The following is an 18,151-nucleotide window of genomic DNA, read 5'->3' as shown; positions in this document are numbered from 1 at the left end:
GCGCTTCACCGTATAATCCCTCCGTTAACAAAAGGAGCCTATCATGAAGCCAGCGAAAATCGCGGTCATCACCCTCTTCTTATTCATGGCCATCGGCGGGATCGGCGGCGTGATGCTGGCGGGTTATTCGTTTATTGTGCGTGGCGGTGTCGGCTGATCCACCGGTTCAACCTTTCAAACAGGCGGTCAACGATGATCGCCGCCAGCCCGACCAGCAGCGCGCCCTGCAGCACGTAAGCGGTATTGAAGCCGCTGAGACCGATGATAATCGGCGTGCCGAGTGTGTTGGCTCCTACCGTTGAAGCAATTGTCGCAGTACCAATATTGACGATGGTCGAAGTACGGATCCCGGCCAGCATGACCGGCGCCGCCAGCGGCAGTTCCACTTTGCATAGTCGCTGCCAGCCAGTCATCCCCATCCCTTCGGCAATCCCCGATACCCCCGGCGGTATTGAGCTCAATCCGGCCAGCGTCCCCTGCAGCACGGGAAGTATTCCATACAACGCCAGTGCAATCAGCGCCGGCTGCCAGCCAAAGCCCATTACCGGCACCGCAATCGCCAGTACCGCTACCGGCGGAAACGTCTGCCCCATAGCGGCAATCGTCTCGACCAGCGGGCGAAATTCCCGTCCGCCGGGACGGGTTACCGCAATCCCTGCCCCGACGCCGATAAACGTCGCCGCAAGGCTGGAGAGCGCCACCAGCCAAAAATGGGCCAGCGTCAACGCCAGAAAACTCTCCTGTTGGTAAACCGGGCGCGGCAGCTCCGGAAACAGCCAGCTAAACAACGGCGCACTATGGGGCAACGCCAGCAGCAGCACGATAAACAGCGCCACCAGCCAGCACAGCGGATCGCGAAGGGCTTTCACACCGCGCCCCCATCGCGCAGCAGGTCGGCAAAGTGCAGCGTACCGCACGCCTGACCTTGTTCATCCACCACCGGCAGCACTTCACGGCGGTGAGCGACAAACTGCGACAGCGCTTCGCGCAGCGTCATCGAAACGTTCAGCGCATCCCCCGCCAGCCGTTCATCGCGACGCAAATAATCACCGACGCCGCGTAGCGAAAGCAGCCGCACCCCCAGTTCGCTGCGGCCAAAGAAGGTTTCCACAAAGGCATTTTTCGGCTGCAGCAACATTTGCAGCGGTTCGCCTTGTTGCACCACTTCGCCGCCGTCCATTAACACCAGATGATCCGCCAGGCGCAGCGCTTCGTCGATATCGTGCGTCACCAGCACGATGGTGCGCCCGAGCAGACGATGAATGCGGATCATCTCCTGCTGCAGTGTTTCACGCGTCACCGGATCCAGTGCGCCAAACGGTTCATCCATCAGCAGCACTTCCGGGTTAGCCGCCAGCGCCCGCGCCACCCCGACGCGCTGCTGCTGACCGCCGGAAAGCTGGTGCGGGTAACGCTCGCGCAGTAACGGCTCCAGGCCGAGCAGCGCCATCAGCTCATCGACCCGTTCGGCGATTTTCCCGCGCGGCCACTTTTGCAACTGCGGCACGGTGGCAATATTTTGCGCCACCGTCCAGTGAGGAAATAAACCGATCGATTGAATGGCGTATCCCATCCGGCGGCGCAGCGCCAACAGCGGCTGCTGGCGGATATCCTGACCGGCGAAACGGATCACCCCGCTATCCTGCTCCACCAACCGGTTAATCATCTTCAGCGTGGTCGATTTTCCGGAGCCGGAAGTACCAATCAATACTGAAAACGCTCCTTCGCGCAGATGCAGGTTAAGGTCCTTCACCGCAGGCTGCCCGGCGAAGGATTTGTTCACCCCGTCGAACTCAATCATTCGCCTCTCCTTTTAGTAACGCGACCCACAGCGCAAAGACGGCATCCACCACCACCGCCAGCGCAATCGTCGGGATCACCCCTAACAGCACCAAATCCAGCGCGCTGCTGAGCAATCCCTGGAACACCAGTGCCCCGAAACCACCGGCGCCAATCAGCGCCGCCACCACCGCCATACCGACGGTCTGCACGCTCACCACCCGCAGACTACGCAACAACACCGGCAGCGCCAGCGGCAATTGTACCTGGCGAAAACGCTGCCCCGCGCTCATTCCCATCGCCATTGCGCTTTCCAGCGCTTCCCGCGGTACCTGATGCAGACCGGTCACCACCCCACGCACCAGCGGTAATAACGCATACAACACCAGCGCGATCAGCGCCGGCGCCATACCGGTTCCGGAGACGCCAAGATGCCCCAGCCACGGAAAATGCCGGGTCAGTCCGGCCAGCGGCGCAATCAGCAGGCCGAACAGCGCCACCGAGGGAATGGTTTGAATCACATTGAGGAAGGTAAACACCGGCGCCTGCCAGCGCGGACGCCGCCAGATGGCAAAGCCAATCGACAGACCGAGCAGTAGCCCCGGCAGCAGCGTCCCGAACAGCAGCCACAGATGTTGGCGCAGGGCGTCGTTAAAGACATCCTCGCGATTGACATACTCTTTCAGTAACGAGAGCGAATCGAGCGCCCCCAGCCACAGTAGCAGGCAAGGAAGCAACCACAGTTGAGCGTTGAGCAGCCAGCGCCACAGCGCGCGTGGAGTCAAACGGCGGATCGTATCGCTGGCGATAAGCAAGCACAGCGCGAGAGAGAGCCACAACCCGCTACCGGGCGAGGTGCGCGCCAGCGGCGAACCTTGCTCCGCCAACTGTAGCGCAGTGTGGCCAGCGCCCCATAGCAGCAGTGGCAGCAATAAGTCGGCAATGATCAGACTCCCGAGCAGCGCCAGCCGACCGGGGACCCAGCACAGCAGCAACAGCAACAGCACTGTGGCCAGCTGCACGCCCGCCAGCCACGGTATCTGCGACCATAGCCAGCGCGCCTCTCCGGAGAGCAGGCGGTTGGGGGCATAAGTGACAAACGGCAGCGTCGCCACCGCTAACAGCAGCAGCGTTAGCAGTAGCGCCACGCGGTTATAACAACGAATAGTCACCAAAAATTACTTCAGCAGCCCTTTTTGTTGCAGATAGTCAGCCGCCACTTTTTTCGCATCGCGCCCTTCGACCGCAATACTGGCGTTCAGCTTCTGCAGCGTTTTTTCATCGAGGCTGGCAAAGACCGGCGCCAGCCACTGCGCCATCTGCGGATAGGCTTTCAGCACCGCTGCGCGCACCACCGGCGTCGGGGCATAAATCGGCTGTACGCCTTTCGGGTCGCTCAACGTTTGCAGGCCCAGCGCCGCGACCGGGCCATCGGTGCCGTAGGCCATCGCCGCATTAACGCCGGAGGTTTGCTGCGCCGCCGCTTTAATCGTCACTGCCGTATCGCCGCCCGCCAGCGACAACAGTTGATCCTGATTGAGCTTGAAACCATAGGCTTTTTCAAAAGCCGGCAACGCATCAGGGCGTTCAATAAACTCAGCAGACGCCGCAAGTTTAAAGTTGCCGCCTTTCTGCAGATACGCGCTCAGATCGGACAGTGAAGTCAGATGATTTTGCTCCGCCAGGTCCTGACGTACCGAGATGGTCCAGGTATTGTTGGCAGGCGCCGGCGTCAACCAAATAAGTTTGTTCTTTTCCGCATCGAGCGCTTTGACTTTTTCATACCCCTGTTTGGCGTTTTTCCACGCCGGATCGTTTTCATCTTTAAAGAAGAAAGCGCCGTTGCCGGTATATTCCGGGTAGATATCCAACTCACCGGCGGCGATCGCCCCGCGCACCACAGGCGTGGTGCCAAGCTGAACTTTGTTGACGGTTTTCACCCCGTGGTTTTCCAGTACCTGCAAAATAATATTGCCGAGCAGCGCCCCTTCAGTGTCGATTTTCGACCCGACTTTCACCGGCTCCGCCGCCTGCAGCGGCAGGCTAACCAGTGCCGCCAGCGCCAGCGCGCCGGACCATTTCGTTGCCATCATCATCCCGCTTCCCTCTGTTCTTTTGCGCTCCGTTTACAGAAGCTTAAGAGAAAAGCGTAGCCCATTTGGCCGCTGAACGAAAAAGAAAAGGCCGATTAATCGGCCTTTTAAGGGTGAAATCTTTATCTCATTACAGCAGTTCAAACTCGCTCTGCTTAACGCGGGCGGAATCAACGCCAATAAAGACGTTGAATTTGCCCGGTTCGGCGACGTACTTCATCTGCTGGTTCCAGAACTTCAGCGCATCAACATCAATCGGGAAGCTGACGGTTTGCGTCTCACCCGGTTTGAGGTTCACTTTCTTGAAGCCGCGCAGCATTTTCACCGGGCGACTCATTGAGGCGGTAACATCCTGCAGATACAGCTGGATCACCGTCTCCCCCTCGCGTTTGCCGGTATTCGTCACCTGCACGCTGGCGGTCACGCTGCCGTCGCGCGGCATCGTCGGCGCCGACATTTTGACGTCGGAAACGCTAAAGGTGGTGTAGCTCAGACCATAGCCAAACGGATATAGCGGGCCGTTCGCTTCATCGAAATAACGCGAAGTGTATTTATTCGGTTTTTCCGGATTATACGGGCGACCGGTATTCAGGTGGCTGTAGTAGGTCGGAATCTGCCCCACCGAGCGTGGGAAGGACATCGGCAGCTTACCGGACGGATTGACATCGCCAAACAGCACATCGGCAATCGCGTGGCCGCCTTCGGTACCGGCAAACCAGGTCTCCAGCAGCGCATCCGCCTGCTGATCCTCTTTTACCAACGCCAGCGGGCGACCATTCATCAGCACCAGCACCAGCGGTTTACCGGTCGCTTTCAGCGCGCTAATCAGGTCACGCTGGCTTTGCGGCAGCGTAATGTCGGTACGGCTGGAGGCCTCATGCGCCATCCCCTGCGCCTCGCCCACCACGGCAACCACCACATCAGACTGTTTGGCGGCCGCCACGGCTTCGTCGATCATCGCCTGCGGCGAACGCGGGTCCACCTGTACCGCTTTCTCATACAGGTTAAGGAAGTCGACAATGCCTTTATCGTTGGTGACGTTCGCGCCTTTAGCGTAAATCACTTTACCTTTATCGCCCAGCGCCTCTTTGATACCGCTCAGCACGGTGACCGACTGGTCGGCCACACCCGCCGCCGACCAACTGCCCATCATGTCGCGCTTGCTGTCAGCCAGCGCGCCCACCACCGCGATCGTGCCGGACTTTTTCAACGGCAGCGTATCGAGACGATTTTTCAACAGCACCAGACTTTCCTGCGCCACTTCGCGCGCCTCTTTACGATGCAGGCGGCTTTCGGCGTTGGTGTCCTGCGGATCGGAATCTTTTGGCCCCAGATGACTGTACGGGTCGTTAAACAACCCCATGTCGTACTTCACGTTAAGCACATGGCGGGTGGCGTCATCCAACTCGGCCATCGTCACCTTGCCGGATTTCACCAGCCCCGGCAGATACTTGCTGTAGTACTCATCGCTCATGCTCATGTTGATGCCGGATTTCAGCGCCACGCGCACGGCGTCTTCCGGGTCGGCAGCAACGCCGTGTTTAATCAGTTCTTTGATCGCGCCATGGTCGGAAACAGTGATGCCTTTAAAGCCCCACTGATCGCGCAGCACGTCTTTCAGCAGCCATGCGTCGGACGTCGCCGGCGTGCCGTTAAGCGAATTCAGCGCCACCATCACCGCGCCGCTACCGGCATCAAGCCCGGCTTTATAGGGCGGCATGTAGTCGTTGAACAGGCGCTGCGGGCTCATGTCGACGGTGTTGTACTCTTTCCCGCCCTCCACCGCACCGTAGGCGGCGAAGTGTTTGACGCTGGTCATCACCGAATAGCGGTCTGCCGGGCTCTTGCCCTGCATCGATTCCACCATCGCTTTACCCATCTCGGTGGTCAGCCAGGTATCTTCGCCAAAACCTTCGGAGGCGCGGCCCCAGCGCGGATCGCGGGACACATCGACCATCGGCGCCCAGGTCATATTCAGGCCATCGTCGGCCGCTTCATATGCCGAAATGCGCCCGACGGTTTTGACCGCGTCGAGGTTAAAGGAGGACGCCAGGCCAAGGCTAATCGGGAAGACGGTGCGCTGTCCGTGCAGCACGTCGTAGGCGAAGAACAGCGGGATCTTCAGGCGGCTTAACTGCATCACTTGATCCTGCATCGCGCGGATATCCGGGCGGGTGACGGTATTAAAAATCGCCCCGACCTGGCCGTCTTTAATCATGTCGCGGATCGCCTCTTTCGGATTATCCGGGCCGACGCTGATTAAGCGCAACTGGCCGATTTTTTCATCCACCGTCATTTTTTTCAGCAGTTCACTGACAAACGCATCCCGCGCCTGCGGCGTCAGGGGATGATTGCCAAACAGCTCATCGGCCAGCGCCGGTTGTAGCGCCAGACTCACGGCGACGCTTACAGTACACAACCATTTCATTATTATGTATCCCTCTTCGCTTCGGATAGTCAGGCGAAAACATAGCAAAAACCGCAGTTTGCCATATATATAAACAAGGCGCCCGTAGAATGCTAAGGTTCTTATCTGAATTATGAAAACATTCATGCGCCAAATTATCATACAAAGCAGTATGCTAAGAGCAGGTCTATTTTCCTGCCACTACAAAGGAGTGAATCATGTCATCGGCAATAACAACAAATAACCATCCCTTTCTGGCGGAACTGGCGCGACTGGTTGGCTCCTCACATCTCTTGACCGATCCAGCGAAAACGCAGCGCTACCGTAAAGGGTTCCGCTCCGGCCACGGTGACGCGCTGGCGGTGGTCTTCCCGGGCACCCTGCTCGAATTGTGGCGCGTGCTGAGCGCCTGCGTGCAGGCAGACAAAATTATTCTCATGCAGGCGGCGAATACCGGCCTGACCGAAGGTTCTACCCCGAGCGGCAACGATTATGACCGCGAGATCGTCATTATCAGTACCCTGCGTCTGGACAAACTGCACTTGCTGGATAAAGGCGAGCAGGTGCTGGCCTATCCGGGGACGACCCTCTATTCGCTGGAAAAAGCGCTTAAGCCGCTGGGTCGCGAGCCGCACTCGGTGATTGGCTCTTCCTGCATCGGCGCCTCAGTGATTGGCGGCATCTGCAACAACTCCGGCGGTTCACTGGTGCAGCGCGGCCCGGCGTATACCGAGATGTCGCTATTTGCGCAAATTGACGCCGACGGCAAACTGAAGTTGGTTAACCATCTGGGGATCGATTTGGGTTCAACGCCAGAGCAAATCTTAAGTCGTCTCGATGATGACCGCATCAAAGACGAAGATGTACAGCACGATGGCCGCCACGCTCACGACTACGATTACGTGACCCGCGTGCGCGACGTCGACGCCGACACCCCGGCGCGCTATAACGCCGACCCGGACCGCCTGTTCGAATCTTCCGGCTGCGCTGGCAAACTGGCGGTCTTCGCCGTGCGCCTCGATACCTTCCCGGCAGAAAAACGCCAGCAGGTGTTCTATATCGGCACTAACCAGCCGGAGGTGCTGACCGAAATTCGCCGCCATATTCTCGCCGAATTCAATCATCTGCCAGTGGCCGGTGAATACATGCACCGCGATATTTACGATATCGCCGAGCAGTATGGCAAAGATACCTTCCTGATGATTGATAAGCTCGGCACGGACAAAATGCCGTTCTTCTTCACCATGAAAGGGCGCACCGATGCGATGCTGGAAAAAGTATCGCTATTTAAACCGCACTTCACCGATCGCTTTATGCAGAAACTGGGTCATGCCTTCCCGGCGCACTTACCGGCGCGGATGAAAACCTGGCGCGATAAATACGAGCACCATCTCCTGCTGAAAATGGCCGGCGACGGCATTGAAGAAGCGCAAAGCTGGCTGAAAGAGTACTTCCAGCAGGCCGAAGGCGATTTCTTCGTCTGTACCGCAGAGGAAGGCAGCAAGGCATTCCTGCATCGCTTCGCCGCCGCTGGCGCGGCGATCCGCTATCAGGCGGTGCATGCCGATGAAGTAGAGGATATTCTGGCGCTGGATATCGCTCTGCGCCGCAACGATACCGAATGGTTCGAGCATCTACCGGCCGAGATCGACAGCCAACTGGTCTATAAGCTCTACTACGGCCACTTTATGTGCCACGTCTTCCATCAGGACTACATCGTGAAGAAAGGCGTCGACGCCCACGAACTGAAAGAGAAAATGCTGGAACTGCTGCAGGCGCGCGGCGCGCAGTACCCGGCGGAACACAACGTCGGCCACCTGTATGAAGCGGCGGATAGCCTGAAACGTTTCTATCGCCAGAACGATCCCACCAACAGCATGAACCCGGGTATTGGCAAAACCAGCAAACAAAAATACTGGGGCGAGCCGCAGAACCCGATTGAACCACAATAATCGCGCGCCGGGGCTATTCAGCCGTGGGGCTTCTGTATTACGCTGCACGCCGGAGAAAAAGACTCTCCGGCCAATTAGCTTGAGGAGCCCCCATGTCCGCCAAGGATAAGTTACAAGACGCCGACTTAGAGATCCGCGAAGCGCTGCCCGATGACGCGCACGCGATTGCCGCGCTGTACGTTTGGCACGTGCTTAACGGCCGCGCCTCTTTTGAAGAGATCCCGCCCACCGTCGACGAAATGCGCAAGCGAATTAAAACCGTGCGTGATAACGGGCTTCCCTGGCTGGTCGCGCTGTGGCGCGGCACCATCGTCGGCTACTGCTATGCGACGTTCTATCGCCCTCGCCCGGCCTATCGCTACACCCTGGAAGAGTCGATTTACGTTGAATCCGGCATGGGCGGGCGCGGCATCGGCAGCGCGCTGCTGACGCGCCTGATTGCGCAATGTGAACAGGGACCATGGCGACAGATGCTGGCGATTATCGGCGATGGCCATAACAATGCCCGCTCGATTGCCATTCATGAGAAGTTCGGATTTACCGTCACCGGACAACTGCGCAGCGTCGGCTATAAGATGGGAGACTGGCGCGATACCTTGATTATGCAGCGCCAACTCGGCGACGGCGACTGGACGCTGCCGGAGTAATATCAACATCCCCGGCTCGCAGCGTAAACGCCTTAGCCGGGCTACCGTGCAGCGTAGTTGTGTCGTTGTAACCCGGATAAGGCGCAACGCGCCGCCATCCGGGGTGTGCGGATTAATCGTTTTGCGCGGTCTGCGCGCCGCCTTTCAGCATCGCTTCCGCCATCTGCGCTTCACGCTGCTTTTTATAGCTCAGCGCCGAGGCCGGAACCGGCATCACCTTCCCGGTTTCAATCCAGGTCCGCAAACGGCTGGCGTCGGCGAAGTGGGTATATTTGCCGAACGCATCCATCACCACTAACGCCACCGGGCGTTGATTAATCACTGTACGCATAATCAGGCAGTGGCCCGCGGCGTTGGTAAAGCCGGTTTTGGTCAGCTGAATATTCCAGTTATCGCGATACACCAGGTGATTGGTATTGCGGAACGGCAGCGTATAGGCCGGATGCGCGAATGTGGCGGTATCTTCTTTCGTGGTGCTCAACTGGCCGATCAGCGGATACTGCTCGCTGGCGATCAGCAATTTGCTCAGATCGCGAGCAGTAGAGACGTTATGCACCGACAGGCCCGTCGGCTCCACGTAGCGGGTATGGGTCATCCCCAGCGCCTGCGCTTTGGCGTTCATCGCGCGGATAAACGCGTTGTAGCCGCCCGGATAGTGGTGCGCCAGGCTGGCGGCGGCGCGGTTTTCCGAGGACATCAGCGCCAGCAGCAGCATATTGCGGCGGCTGATTTGGCTGTTAAGCCGCACGCGGGAGTAAATGCCTTTCATCTCCGGCGTCTGGCTGATATCAACGGTTAGCATCTCATCCAGCGGCAGATGGGCATCCAGCACCACCATCGCGGTCATCACTTTGGTGATCGACGCCATCGGGCGCACCAGATCCGGCTGGCTGGCGTAAATGGTTTTTTTGGTGGCCAGATCGACGATCATGGCGCTACCGGAAGCGATGTCCGGCTGCGAGGCGGCAGCCGTCGCGGTAGTTTTTGCCATCGCCTGGGGCGCAAAAGGCACAGCCAGCAGCAACGTCAGGCTGAGCAAAGAAACTCGAAATTTCGGCATCATGGGTATTCTGAAAAGTATTTTTGCACGTTATTGAACGTACGCCGCGGCGTTCGCGGGGCAACGCCGCTGGCAAACGCAATCATACCGCGCCATAACGCTCTGTGGCTAATAAGAATAGTGAGCAAATGCTGCATTGCCGACATAATTATTCATATCTGCCGGCAATGCATCAGGTTAGAAGAGTCGGTAGCCGTAGCCCCACAACACGACGGTGATGGCCAGCAGTACTTCCAGCACCAGCACCCCGATAGCCAGGGTCGAGCTGGCGAAGCTGAGCCCCTCTTCCTTGTTAATACTCAGGAAGGTCGGAATACCCAGATACAGCAGATAACCGGTATAGAACAGCGCGATGGTGCCGATCAGCGCGCACAGCCATACCAGCGGATACAGCGCCACAAGCCCGCTTAGAAACAGCGGCGTCGCAACGTAGCCGGCAAAAACCATACAGCGTTTCAACGACGGCTGCTGCGGATAGTTTCTCGCCATCCACCAGATCACCCGTCCCATCACCGCCACCCCGGCCAGCATCACGGCATAAAACACGACCGCTAATACCAACCCGGTCATCAACGACAGTTTAATCACCGTGCCGTCGCCGAAGTTCCAGCCTAACTGCGTCGTACCGATAAAGGCGCAGATAACCGGAACCGCCGCCATGACCAGCACATGGTGCGTGTAGTGGTGCGAAATGGTCTCATTTTCACTCTTGATCACACTCATCTCTTGGTTAGGATGAGAGAAGAGTCCCCAGACATGGTTCATAGCGTCCCCCTTGTCACGGCTTCGTACAGCACTGATCCAAGTATAATTCACTCTGTAGATTATTTTGCATACAGCGACAAAAATGCTCTTCAGCTCGTTTTAATCATCAGGGTGTATGATTAGGGGATTAGTCATTGCAGGAGTTTATGTTTATATGGATATCAATAACCTGATTTCCCATTACGGCTATGCGGCGCTGATTATTGGCAGCATTGCGGAAGGTGAAACCGTCACTATTCTTGGCGGCGTGGCGGCGCATCAGGGTCTATTGAAGTTTTCTCTGGTGGTCATTTCAGTGGCTTTAGGCGGTATGATCGGCGATCAACTGCTCTATCTACTGGGGCGCCAGTTCGGTGGCAAGCTGTTACGCCGCTTCTCCCGCCAAAAGGCGCGGATCCGCAAAGCGCAGCGCATGATTCAACGCCGCCCTTATCTGTTTGTTATCGGCACCCGCTTTATGTACGGCTTCCGGGTTATCGGCCCGGTCTTAATTGGCGCCAGTCGCCTACCGCCGAAAGTGTTTCTGCCGCTGAATATTTTTGGTGCGTTGCTTTGGGCGCTGATCTTTACCACTCTCGGTTATCTCGGCGGCGAGGCGATAGGCCCGTGGCTGCATCATCTCGATCAACACGTCAAACACCTGGTTTGGCTGATCCTCGTGGTCGTGCTGGTGGTAGGCGTACATTGGTGGCTGAAGCACCGGGAAGCGAAAAGAAAAGACAAGGATGAAGAGGATGAGCGGAAATAGCGGCGCGACGCGCCGCTGTGTGTCATGTTACTTCGTCGTCTGGTGATAACCGCCGCCCAGTGCCGAAGTCAGCTGAATGCTGGCGTCCAGCCACTGGCCGTGCAGACGCAGCGCGGCGATCCGTTCCTGCAGCGCTGGCAGCTTGGCCATACTTACGCGGGAGCCGGGCAAGATACCGGCGTTCATCCGCGCCTGAGCGAGATTCACGACCCGCTGCGCGTCTTTTTCCACTTGCTGTTGCTGCTGGTTTTTCTCCATCAGCGTTTCAACCTGGCTGGCGGTTTTCGCCACCTGGTTCACCGCATCGACTACCGCTTTGTTGTATTTCGCAATCGACAGGCCATTCTGCGCGCTGGCGATATCGAGATTCGCGTTCAGCCTGCCGCTATCAAAGATAGGCAGCGTCAGTCCGGCAGTAATGCCCATTTGCTGCGCCGAATGGCGGAACAGATCGCTTAAGTGCAGCGCATCCTGTTGCAGGAAAGCCATCAGGTTGATATCCGGATAAAACGCCGCTTTCGCCGCATCGATTTCACTCAACGAGGATTCGATATACCAGTGCGCTTCCTGCAGATCCGGGCGACGGGCCAGCAGCTCATAGCCCAATTCGCTCGGCATCTGCGCGCTGACCGCAGGCAGCGCCGCCGTATGCAGATTAAGCGACTGGCTCTGACTGTTGGTTAACGCCATTAGCCGCGCTTCAATCTCTTTCATGTTGCCCGCCACATCGGCCAGCTGTTGATCGGTTTTGCTGACGTTAATATCGTTCTCCGCCCCTTCAGCGGAGTTGGTGATACCGCGCTGATACAGCGCAGTGTCAACGCTAACGATATTATTCTGTTCGCTTTTGACCTGCTGCAACACCGTTTTCACCGCCGCTTCAGTCTGCCACTGCCAGTACAGGCGCGCCACGCTGCTGGCCAGGAGTTCGCGGGTTTGCGCCTCTTCGGCGACCTGCGCTTTCACTTCCCCGATACGCGCTTTCACCAACGCACGGTTTTTACCCCACAGGTCCAGATCCCAGCCGGCGGTCAGGCCGAAGGTACCGTTGGTGTACCACGGGCCAGTATTGCCGTCGGTATCGGTGGCGAACGGCCCCATCAGACCTTCAGAAGACATCTTCTGCCGTTCGATGTCGGCGGAGAAATCCATCTCCGGGCCAAGGTTAGCCTGCGACATCCGCGCCTGCGCTTCGGCAAGTTTGATGCGCTGCTCGGCAATCTGCATATCCGGCGCATTGGCTAACGCGCGTTGAATCAGGTTATCCAGTTGGGCATCATGGTAATCTTTCCACCAGTCGGTATGCGGCCAGCCGTTTTTTACGGCGGCAGGCAAATCCATCGATACATGAGATGCCGGAGTTTGCTGCTGCAGCGGGCCGCCGATGTCGTGCGATGGCGCGCAGCCTGTCAGCGCGATGGCCAAAGGCAATCCTGCCAGCACGCTTTTGCTCAAAGTAAGGTTCATTCTTCAGGTCGGGTTACTAAAAAAGGTTGGTCATCATAAATTAATTGAATTGCATTCGTTAAGTAAAGCGTGTGGAGAAACAATTAGTCAGCTAAAAATAAATTCAGTCATTACTGGAGTCGCTATGAGTCAGAATATTTACGATGATCCGGGATTTTTTGCCGGTTATGCCACCCTTGACCGTTCGGTAAAGGGGCTCGACGGCGCACCGGAATGGCCGTCAATTCAGAACATGCTACCCCCATTAGACGACCTGCGAGTGATTGATCTTGGCTGCGGCTACGGCTGGTTTTGTCGCTGGGCGCAGCAACAGGGGGCAAAACAGATAATCGGGTTCGATCTGTCCAGCCGTATGCTGGCGCGCGCGCGGGAAATGACCACCGGCGACGCCATTGATTATCGCTGCGCCGATCTACAAACCCTGACGCTGCCCGCCGCCAGTTGCAATCTGGTTTACAGTTCGCTGGCGCTGCATTATTTGCCGGACATCGCCCCGATGTTCGCCACCCTGTTTCAGGCGCTGACGCCCGGCGGCATGTTGGTATTTTCCGCCGAACACCCTATCTATACCGCACCGCCGCAGCAGGGCTGGCAGGTTGATGACCAGGGGCGAAAAAGCTGGCCGGTCAGCCACTATCAGCAGGAAGGAGAGCGCATCAGCAACTGGTTCGCTGACGGGGTAATCAAACAGCATCGCAAGCTCTCAAGCTGGATTAACGCGCTGATTACTGCTGGTTTTGTACTGGAGCATCTCGATGAATGGGGGCCGACGGCGCAACAAATTGCCGAACAACCCGCGCTGGATGAAGAGAAAGAACGCCCGATGATCTTTTTACTACGCGCGCGAAAACCGGCGTAAACGGCATGCGGCCCGGCAATCCGGGCCGCCAAACGGTTTATTCCTGCAGGCTGCCGCCGTTGCTGGCAATAACAGACTGGTACCAGGCAAAGCTTTTCTTCTTCCGCCGCGCCAGGGTTCCCTGCCCGCTATCGTCGCGATCGACGTAGATAAAGCCATAGCGCTTGGACATCTCGGCTTTAGAGGCGCTGACCAGATCGATTGGCCCCCAACTGGTAAAGCCCATCAGCTCGACGCCATCGTCAATTGCTTCACGCGCCTGTACCAGGTGATCGTTCAGGTAGCTAATGCGATAGTCATCGTTGATGCCGCCATCGGCTTCTACCTTATCCTTCGCCCCCAGGCCGTTTTCAACGATAAACAGCGGTTTCTGATAACGATCCCACAACACGTTCAGTAGCGTGCGCAGGCCCAGCGGGTCTATCTGCCAGCCCCACTCCGAGCTTGCCAGGTGCGGATTCGGAACCATGCTGAGAATGTTGCCACGCGCCTGCTGGTTCAGCTCTTCATCGGCGGTCACGCAGCCGGTCATATAGTAGCTAAAGGAGATAAAGTCGACGGTCTCTTTCAGCGCTGCGCGGTCGCCATCGGTAATGGTGAGCGTAATGCCGTTTTCGCGGAAATAGCGCTGCATATAGCCCGGATAGGCGCCACGACACTGCACGTCGCCAAAGAACTGCCAGCTGCGGTTTTGCTGCAGAGTTTCAAACACATCTTCCGGTTTGCAGCTTAGCGGATACATCAACCCGCCGAGCAGCATATTGCCGATTCTCCCCTCCGGCACCAGTTCGTGGCAGACTTTGACCGCCAGCGCGCTGGCCACCAGTTGGTGGTGAATAGCTTGATAAACCTCGCCTTTACTGCTGCCAGCCGGCAGGCCGACGCCAGTCATCGGCGCATGCAAAGACATATTGATTTCGTTAAAGGTCAGCCACAGTTTGACCTGATTTTTATAGCGATTAAACACGGTGCGGGCGTAGTGTTCAAAGAAGCCAATCACTTCGCGACTCCCCCAGCCGCCGTAGTTTTTCACCAGCGCCCACGGCATTTCATAGTGCGACAGCGTAACCAGCGGCGTGATGCTATGCGCAGCCATCTCGGCAAATAATTTGTCGTAGAACGCTAATCCGGCCTCGTTTGGTTCGGCGTCATCGCCGTTGGGGAAGATACGCGTCCAGGCAATCGACACCCGCAGGCAGTTGAAACCCATCTCGGCAAACAGGGCAATATCCTGCGGATAGCGATGGTAAAAATCGATAGCCACATCTTTGATGCCGCTATCGCCGGTCACGCGCTCGACGACCTCGCCAAAGACGCCCTGCGGCTGCACATCAGAGGTCGATAACCCTTTGCCATCTTCCAGATACGCGCCTTCCACCTGGTTTGCCGCGGTCGCGCCGCCCCATAAAAAGCCTTGCGGGAATGTTTTCATCTCTCTCTCCTGTGATTAATGGCTGACTGACAACAGTGGTTGACCGGCGTCCACGACGCTCGCGGACAGGATATCAACGCAACGATAGTCGTCGCTGTTGCTAATAATTATCGGGGTCGCCAGATCATAGCCAGCGTCCAGAATCGCCTGACGATCGAACTCAATCAGCAGATCGCCCGCCTGGACTTTGTCCCCTTCTTTGACGTACGCGGTAAACGGCACGCCGCTGAGTTTGACGGTATCAATGCCGACGTGGATCAGTAGCTCAATTCCGCTATCGCTCAGTAGACCGATCGCATGTTTGGTCTGAAACAGCGAGGCCACCTCGCCGGAGAACGGCGCGATCACTTTACCCACCGCCGGAATAATGGCGACGCCTTTGCCCAGCAGGCCGCTGGCGAAGGTGCTATCCGGAACCTGATCGAGCGCTAAAACGCTGCCGGACATCGGAGCCAGAATCTCGTTTTCCGTCGCGGGCGCGATGACCACCGCCGCCGGCTCGGCGTTATTGCGCGGCAGGCCAGCGAAGAAGGTTAAACCGCAGGAGATAAACAGCGCCGCGACGATACCTACCACGCCTCCCCACACGGTATTATCAAGCCCCTGCGCCGGAATCATCTGCGCGAGGGTAAAGATGTTAGCGAAGCCGAAGGAATAAACCTGGCTGTTGCTGAAGCCGACAATGGCGCCGCCGATAGCCCCCGCCACGCAGCCGAAGATAAACGGGCGACGTAGCGGCAAGGTTAAGCCGTAAATAGCGGGCTCGGTAATACCGAAGATCCCCGCGGATACCGCAGAGCCGGCCAATACCTTCTGGCGGGCATCGCGGGTTCTCAGGAAAATGCCCAGCGCCGCGCCGACCTGCCCCATCACCGCCGGCAGCAGCATCGGCAGCATCGAGTCATGACCGAGCACCGTCAGGTTGTTAATCATCAGCGGAATAAGCCCCCAGTGCAGGCCAAAGATCACGCAAACCTGCCACAGCGCGCCCATCGCCGCTCCCGCCAGCCACGGCGCCACTACGTAGATAATCTGATAACCCTGGGCCAGCAATTGGCTCAACCAGGTCGCCAGCGGGCCAATCAGCAGAAACGTCAGCGGGACCACGATCGCCAGGCAAATCGCCGGAGTGAAGAAATTTTTCATCGACGACGGCAGCAGCGCATTGCCCTTACGTTCAATCCAGCAGCTAAGCCACGAGGCAAGGATAATCGGGATTACCGATGAGCTGTAGTTGATGAAAGTCACCGGAATACCGAGGAAATGTTCCGCTACGGCGCCCGGCGCCTGGCTAGCCTCAAAGGCCTGGATCATCAGTGGATGGGTTAACGCACCGCCAATAACCATGGTGATAAACGGATTGCCGCCAAATTTTTTACCCGCGGTATAGCCAAGGAACAGCGGGAAAAAGAAGAACAACGCATCGCTGGCGGCAAACCAGATTTGGTAGGTTCCCTGCTGCGGGGTTAGCCAGCCGCAGACCACCGCCAGCGCCAGTAAGCCTTTGAGGATCCCCGAAGCTGCCAGCACGCCGATAAACGGTGTAAAAATACCGGAAACAACGTCAATGACCTGCCCCAGTAGCGATCCCTTTTCACCTTTCTCCGCCACCGGTTCGCTGTCGTCTCTCAGTCCCGCTTCGTTACGCACCGCCTGCCAGACATCGTGCACGTGGTTGCCGATGACCACCTGAAACTGGCCGCCGCTCTCCACCACCATAATGACGCCAGGGTTCGCCTTTAGCCCTTCGGCATCGGCTTTGCCGTTCTCTTTCAGTTTAAAGCGCAGACGTGTCGCACAGTGAACCAGACTCACAATGTTCTCTTTGCCGCCGACGCGGTTGAGAATATCCTGCGCGAGTGCTTTATATTCCATGCTTTTTTCCTTACTGCCGCTGCCCGTAGGCAACCGGCGACTGAGTAATAAAAATAAAAAAAACCCGAGAACCACGCCGGTTGGCGTCGCGCTCAGGTTTTGCCTGCATCATGCAGTAACAATCCAGTTTTATTGGGGGATTAACGCCCCTCTTTTCTTACCCGTTCAATATGAATGGCAAGAAACATAATCTCTTCGGTCGTCAGCGCCCGCTGATAATTTTTTTGCAGGTGCTTAGCCACCGTTTCCGCACACTTCCACGCTTTGGCGTAATTGTCTTTTACCGCGCTGTGCAATGTGACGTCGTCATCCGGCACCACCGTGCGCGTTAGCATACGCTGGGCGAAAAACTTCAGGTGAGTCACGAAGCGCTGGTAGCTGAGCGACTCTTCGTCATAATTCAGCTGCAGCTGATACTTCACCAGTTGCAGGATCTCCTGCATCACCCGAGTCACGTGCATCACTTCCGGCATTTCGCTATTTAGCTGCGCCGTCACCAGATGCAGGGCAATAAACCCGGCTTCATCCTCCGCCAGTTCGACGCCAAGCCGACGGGCGATAATGGCCCTCGCCTCCTGACCCAGCTCAAACTCCTTTGGATACAGCCGTTTAATCTCCCACAGCAGCACATTACGAATCGCAACGCCGTTTTTCTGCCGCTCGATGGCAAAGTGGCAGTGGTCGGTCAGGGTAATGTATAAACTCTCCTGCAACTTACCCAGCCTCACGCGGGCCAGCTCGATTATCCGATCGCAGGTGGTCATCACTTCTAACGGTATCTGACTGAGTAATTCGCCTAAGCGGCCAACCAGTTCATCACTCTGTAGAGCGAAGACTTTTTCAATCTTACTTTCGTCTAACGAGTCGCCCACGCGCTTCTGAAAGGCTAGCCCTCGCCCCATCACCACCTGTTCGCGCTGCTGCTCATTGACTACTACCACCACGTTATTATTAAGTACTTTGGCGATTAGCATATGAACCCCAGAAACAAAAAAACCTGACCCCCGACAAATGCCAGGTAATCAGGTTTCGCCTGCCGAAGCAGTAGCAATCCAACTTCCGCACTG

The 18,151-nt window shown here is 57.2% G+C and carries 15 protein-coding genes and 1 pseudogene; 5 read left to right on the top strand and 11 right to left on the bottom strand.

Annotated elements, in window-relative coordinates; translation table 11 throughout:
* The first annotated feature begins 43 nt into the window (after positions 1-43).
* On the top strand, positions 44-157 hold the full coding sequence (locus tag PYR66_07725) for a protein YohO (protein WEF29591.1): 114 nt from the start codon (positions 44-46) through the stop codon (positions 155-157).
* Here the strand turns inward: PYR66_07725 and PYR66_07720 are convergent.
* The 5 genes from PYR66_07720 to bglX form a co-directional block, all read right to left on the bottom strand.
* A complete protein-coding gene (locus tag PYR66_07720; GenBank protein ID WEF29590.1) occupies positions 132-869 on the bottom strand; it encodes an ABC transporter permease in 738 nt (245 codons plus the stop codon). The two genes, PYR66_07725 and PYR66_07720, sit on opposite strands and share 26 nt — an antisense overlap.
* On the bottom strand, positions 866-1,801 hold the full coding sequence (locus tag PYR66_07715; GenBank protein WEF29589.1) for an ABC transporter ATP-binding protein: 936 nt from the start codon (positions 1,799-1,801) through the stop codon (positions 866-868). The genes PYR66_07720 and PYR66_07715 overlap by 4 nt, the downstream gene beginning before the upstream one ends.
* Positions 1,794-2,951: an ABC transporter permease gene (locus PYR66_07710; GenBank protein ID WEF29588.1), complete on the bottom strand. Its 1,158-nt coding sequence runs from the start codon at positions 2,949-2,951 to the stop codon at positions 1,794-1,796. The genes PYR66_07715 and PYR66_07710 overlap by 8 nt, the downstream gene beginning before the upstream one ends.
* Before the next feature lie 6 nt (positions 2,952-2,957).
* A complete protein-coding gene (locus PYR66_07705) occupies positions 2,958-3,875 on the bottom strand; it encodes an ABC transporter substrate-binding protein (GenBank protein WEF29587.1) in 918 nt (305 codons plus the stop codon).
* Positions 3,876-4,002: 127 nt separating this feature from the next.
* The gene (bglX, locus tag PYR66_07700; protein WEF29586.1) at positions 4,003-6,300 is read right to left on the bottom strand and encodes a beta-glucosidase BglX; all 2,298 of its coding nucleotides are present in this window, start codon (positions 6,298-6,300) and stop codon (positions 4,003-4,005) included.
* Between the two features lie 197 nt (positions 6,301-6,497).
* Here bglX and dld point away from each other — a divergent pair, with 197 nt between their 5' ends.
* Together dld and PYR66_07690 are read left to right on the top strand one after the other, a co-directional pair.
* Complete coding sequence (gene dld, locus PYR66_07695; GenBank protein WEF29585.1) at positions 6,498-8,231, top strand: D-lactate dehydrogenase; 1,734 nt, start codon at positions 6,498-6,500, stop codon at positions 8,229-8,231.
* 92 nt (positions 8,232-8,323) lie between these two features.
* Positions 8,324-8,878, top strand: a complete 555-nt coding sequence (locus PYR66_07690) for a GNAT family N-acetyltransferase (protein ID WEF29584.1) — start codon at positions 8,324-8,326, stop codon at positions 8,876-8,878.
* Positions 8,879-8,990: 112 nt separating this feature from the next.
* Here PYR66_07690 and pbpG read toward each other — a convergent pair whose 3' ends face one another.
* Positions 8,991-9,941, bottom strand: coding sequence for a D-alanyl-D-alanine endopeptidase (gene pbpG / locus PYR66_07685; protein WEF29583.1), 951 nt, complete (start codon positions 9,939-9,941; stop codon positions 8,991-8,993).
* Positions 9,942-10,115: 174 nt separating this feature from the next.
* Complete coding sequence (locus PYR66_07680) at positions 10,116-10,703, bottom strand: Yip1 family protein (protein ID WEF29582.1); 588 nt, start codon at positions 10,701-10,703, stop codon at positions 10,116-10,118.
* A 154-nt stretch (positions 10,704-10,857) separates the two neighbouring features.
* Here PYR66_07680 and PYR66_07675 point away from each other — a divergent pair, with 154 nt between their 5' ends.
* On the top strand, positions 10,858-11,451 hold the full coding sequence (locus tag PYR66_07675; protein WEF29581.1) for a DedA family protein: 594 nt from the start codon (positions 10,858-10,860) through the stop codon (positions 11,449-11,451).
* 27 nt (positions 11,452-11,478) lie between these two features.
* Here PYR66_07675 and mdtQ read toward each other — a convergent pair whose 3' ends face one another.
* Complete coding sequence (mdtQ, locus tag PYR66_07670; protein WEF29580.1) at positions 11,479-12,918, bottom strand: multidrug resistance outer membrane protein MdtQ; 1,440 nt, start codon at positions 12,916-12,918, stop codon at positions 11,479-11,481.
* A 124-nt stretch (positions 12,919-13,042) separates the two neighbouring features.
* Between mdtQ and PYR66_07665 the strand changes: the two genes are divergently transcribed.
* Positions 13,043-13,777, top strand: a complete 735-nt coding sequence (locus PYR66_07665) for a class I SAM-dependent methyltransferase (GenBank protein ID WEF29579.1) — start codon at positions 13,043-13,045, stop codon at positions 13,775-13,777.
* A 37-nt stretch (positions 13,778-13,814) separates the two neighbouring features.
* Here the strand turns inward: PYR66_07665 and ascB are convergent, their stop codons facing one another.
* The 3 genes and pseudogenes from ascB to bglG form a co-directional block, all read right to left on the bottom strand.
* The gene (ascB, locus tag PYR66_07660; protein ID WEF29578.1) at positions 13,815-15,209 is read right to left on the bottom strand and encodes a 6-phospho-beta-glucosidase; all 1,395 of its coding nucleotides are present in this window, start codon (positions 15,207-15,209) and stop codon (positions 13,815-13,817) included.
* A gap of 15 nt (positions 15,210-15,224) precedes the next feature.
* Positions 15,225-17,196: pseudogene (bglF, locus tag PYR66_07655) on the bottom strand (PTS beta-glucoside transporter subunit IIABC).
* Positions 17,197-17,224: 28 nt separating this feature from the next.
* Positions 17,225-18,058 (bottom strand): transcriptional antiterminator BglG, encoded by an 834-nt coding sequence (gene bglG / locus PYR66_07650; GenBank protein ID WEF29577.1) that lies wholly within the window; start codon positions 18,056-18,058, stop codon positions 17,225-17,227.
* Positions 18,059-18,151: the final 93 nt, after the last annotated feature.

The sequence above is a fragment of the Klebsiella aerogenes genome (genome assembly GCA_029027985.1).
In the GTDB taxonomy this organism is placed as follows: Bacteria; Pseudomonadota; Gammaproteobacteria; order Enterobacterales; family Enterobacteriaceae; genus Klebsiella; species Klebsiella aerogenes_A.
Note: the sequence above shows the minus strand (reverse complement) of the source record. Positions and strands in the feature narration are given on the sequence as shown.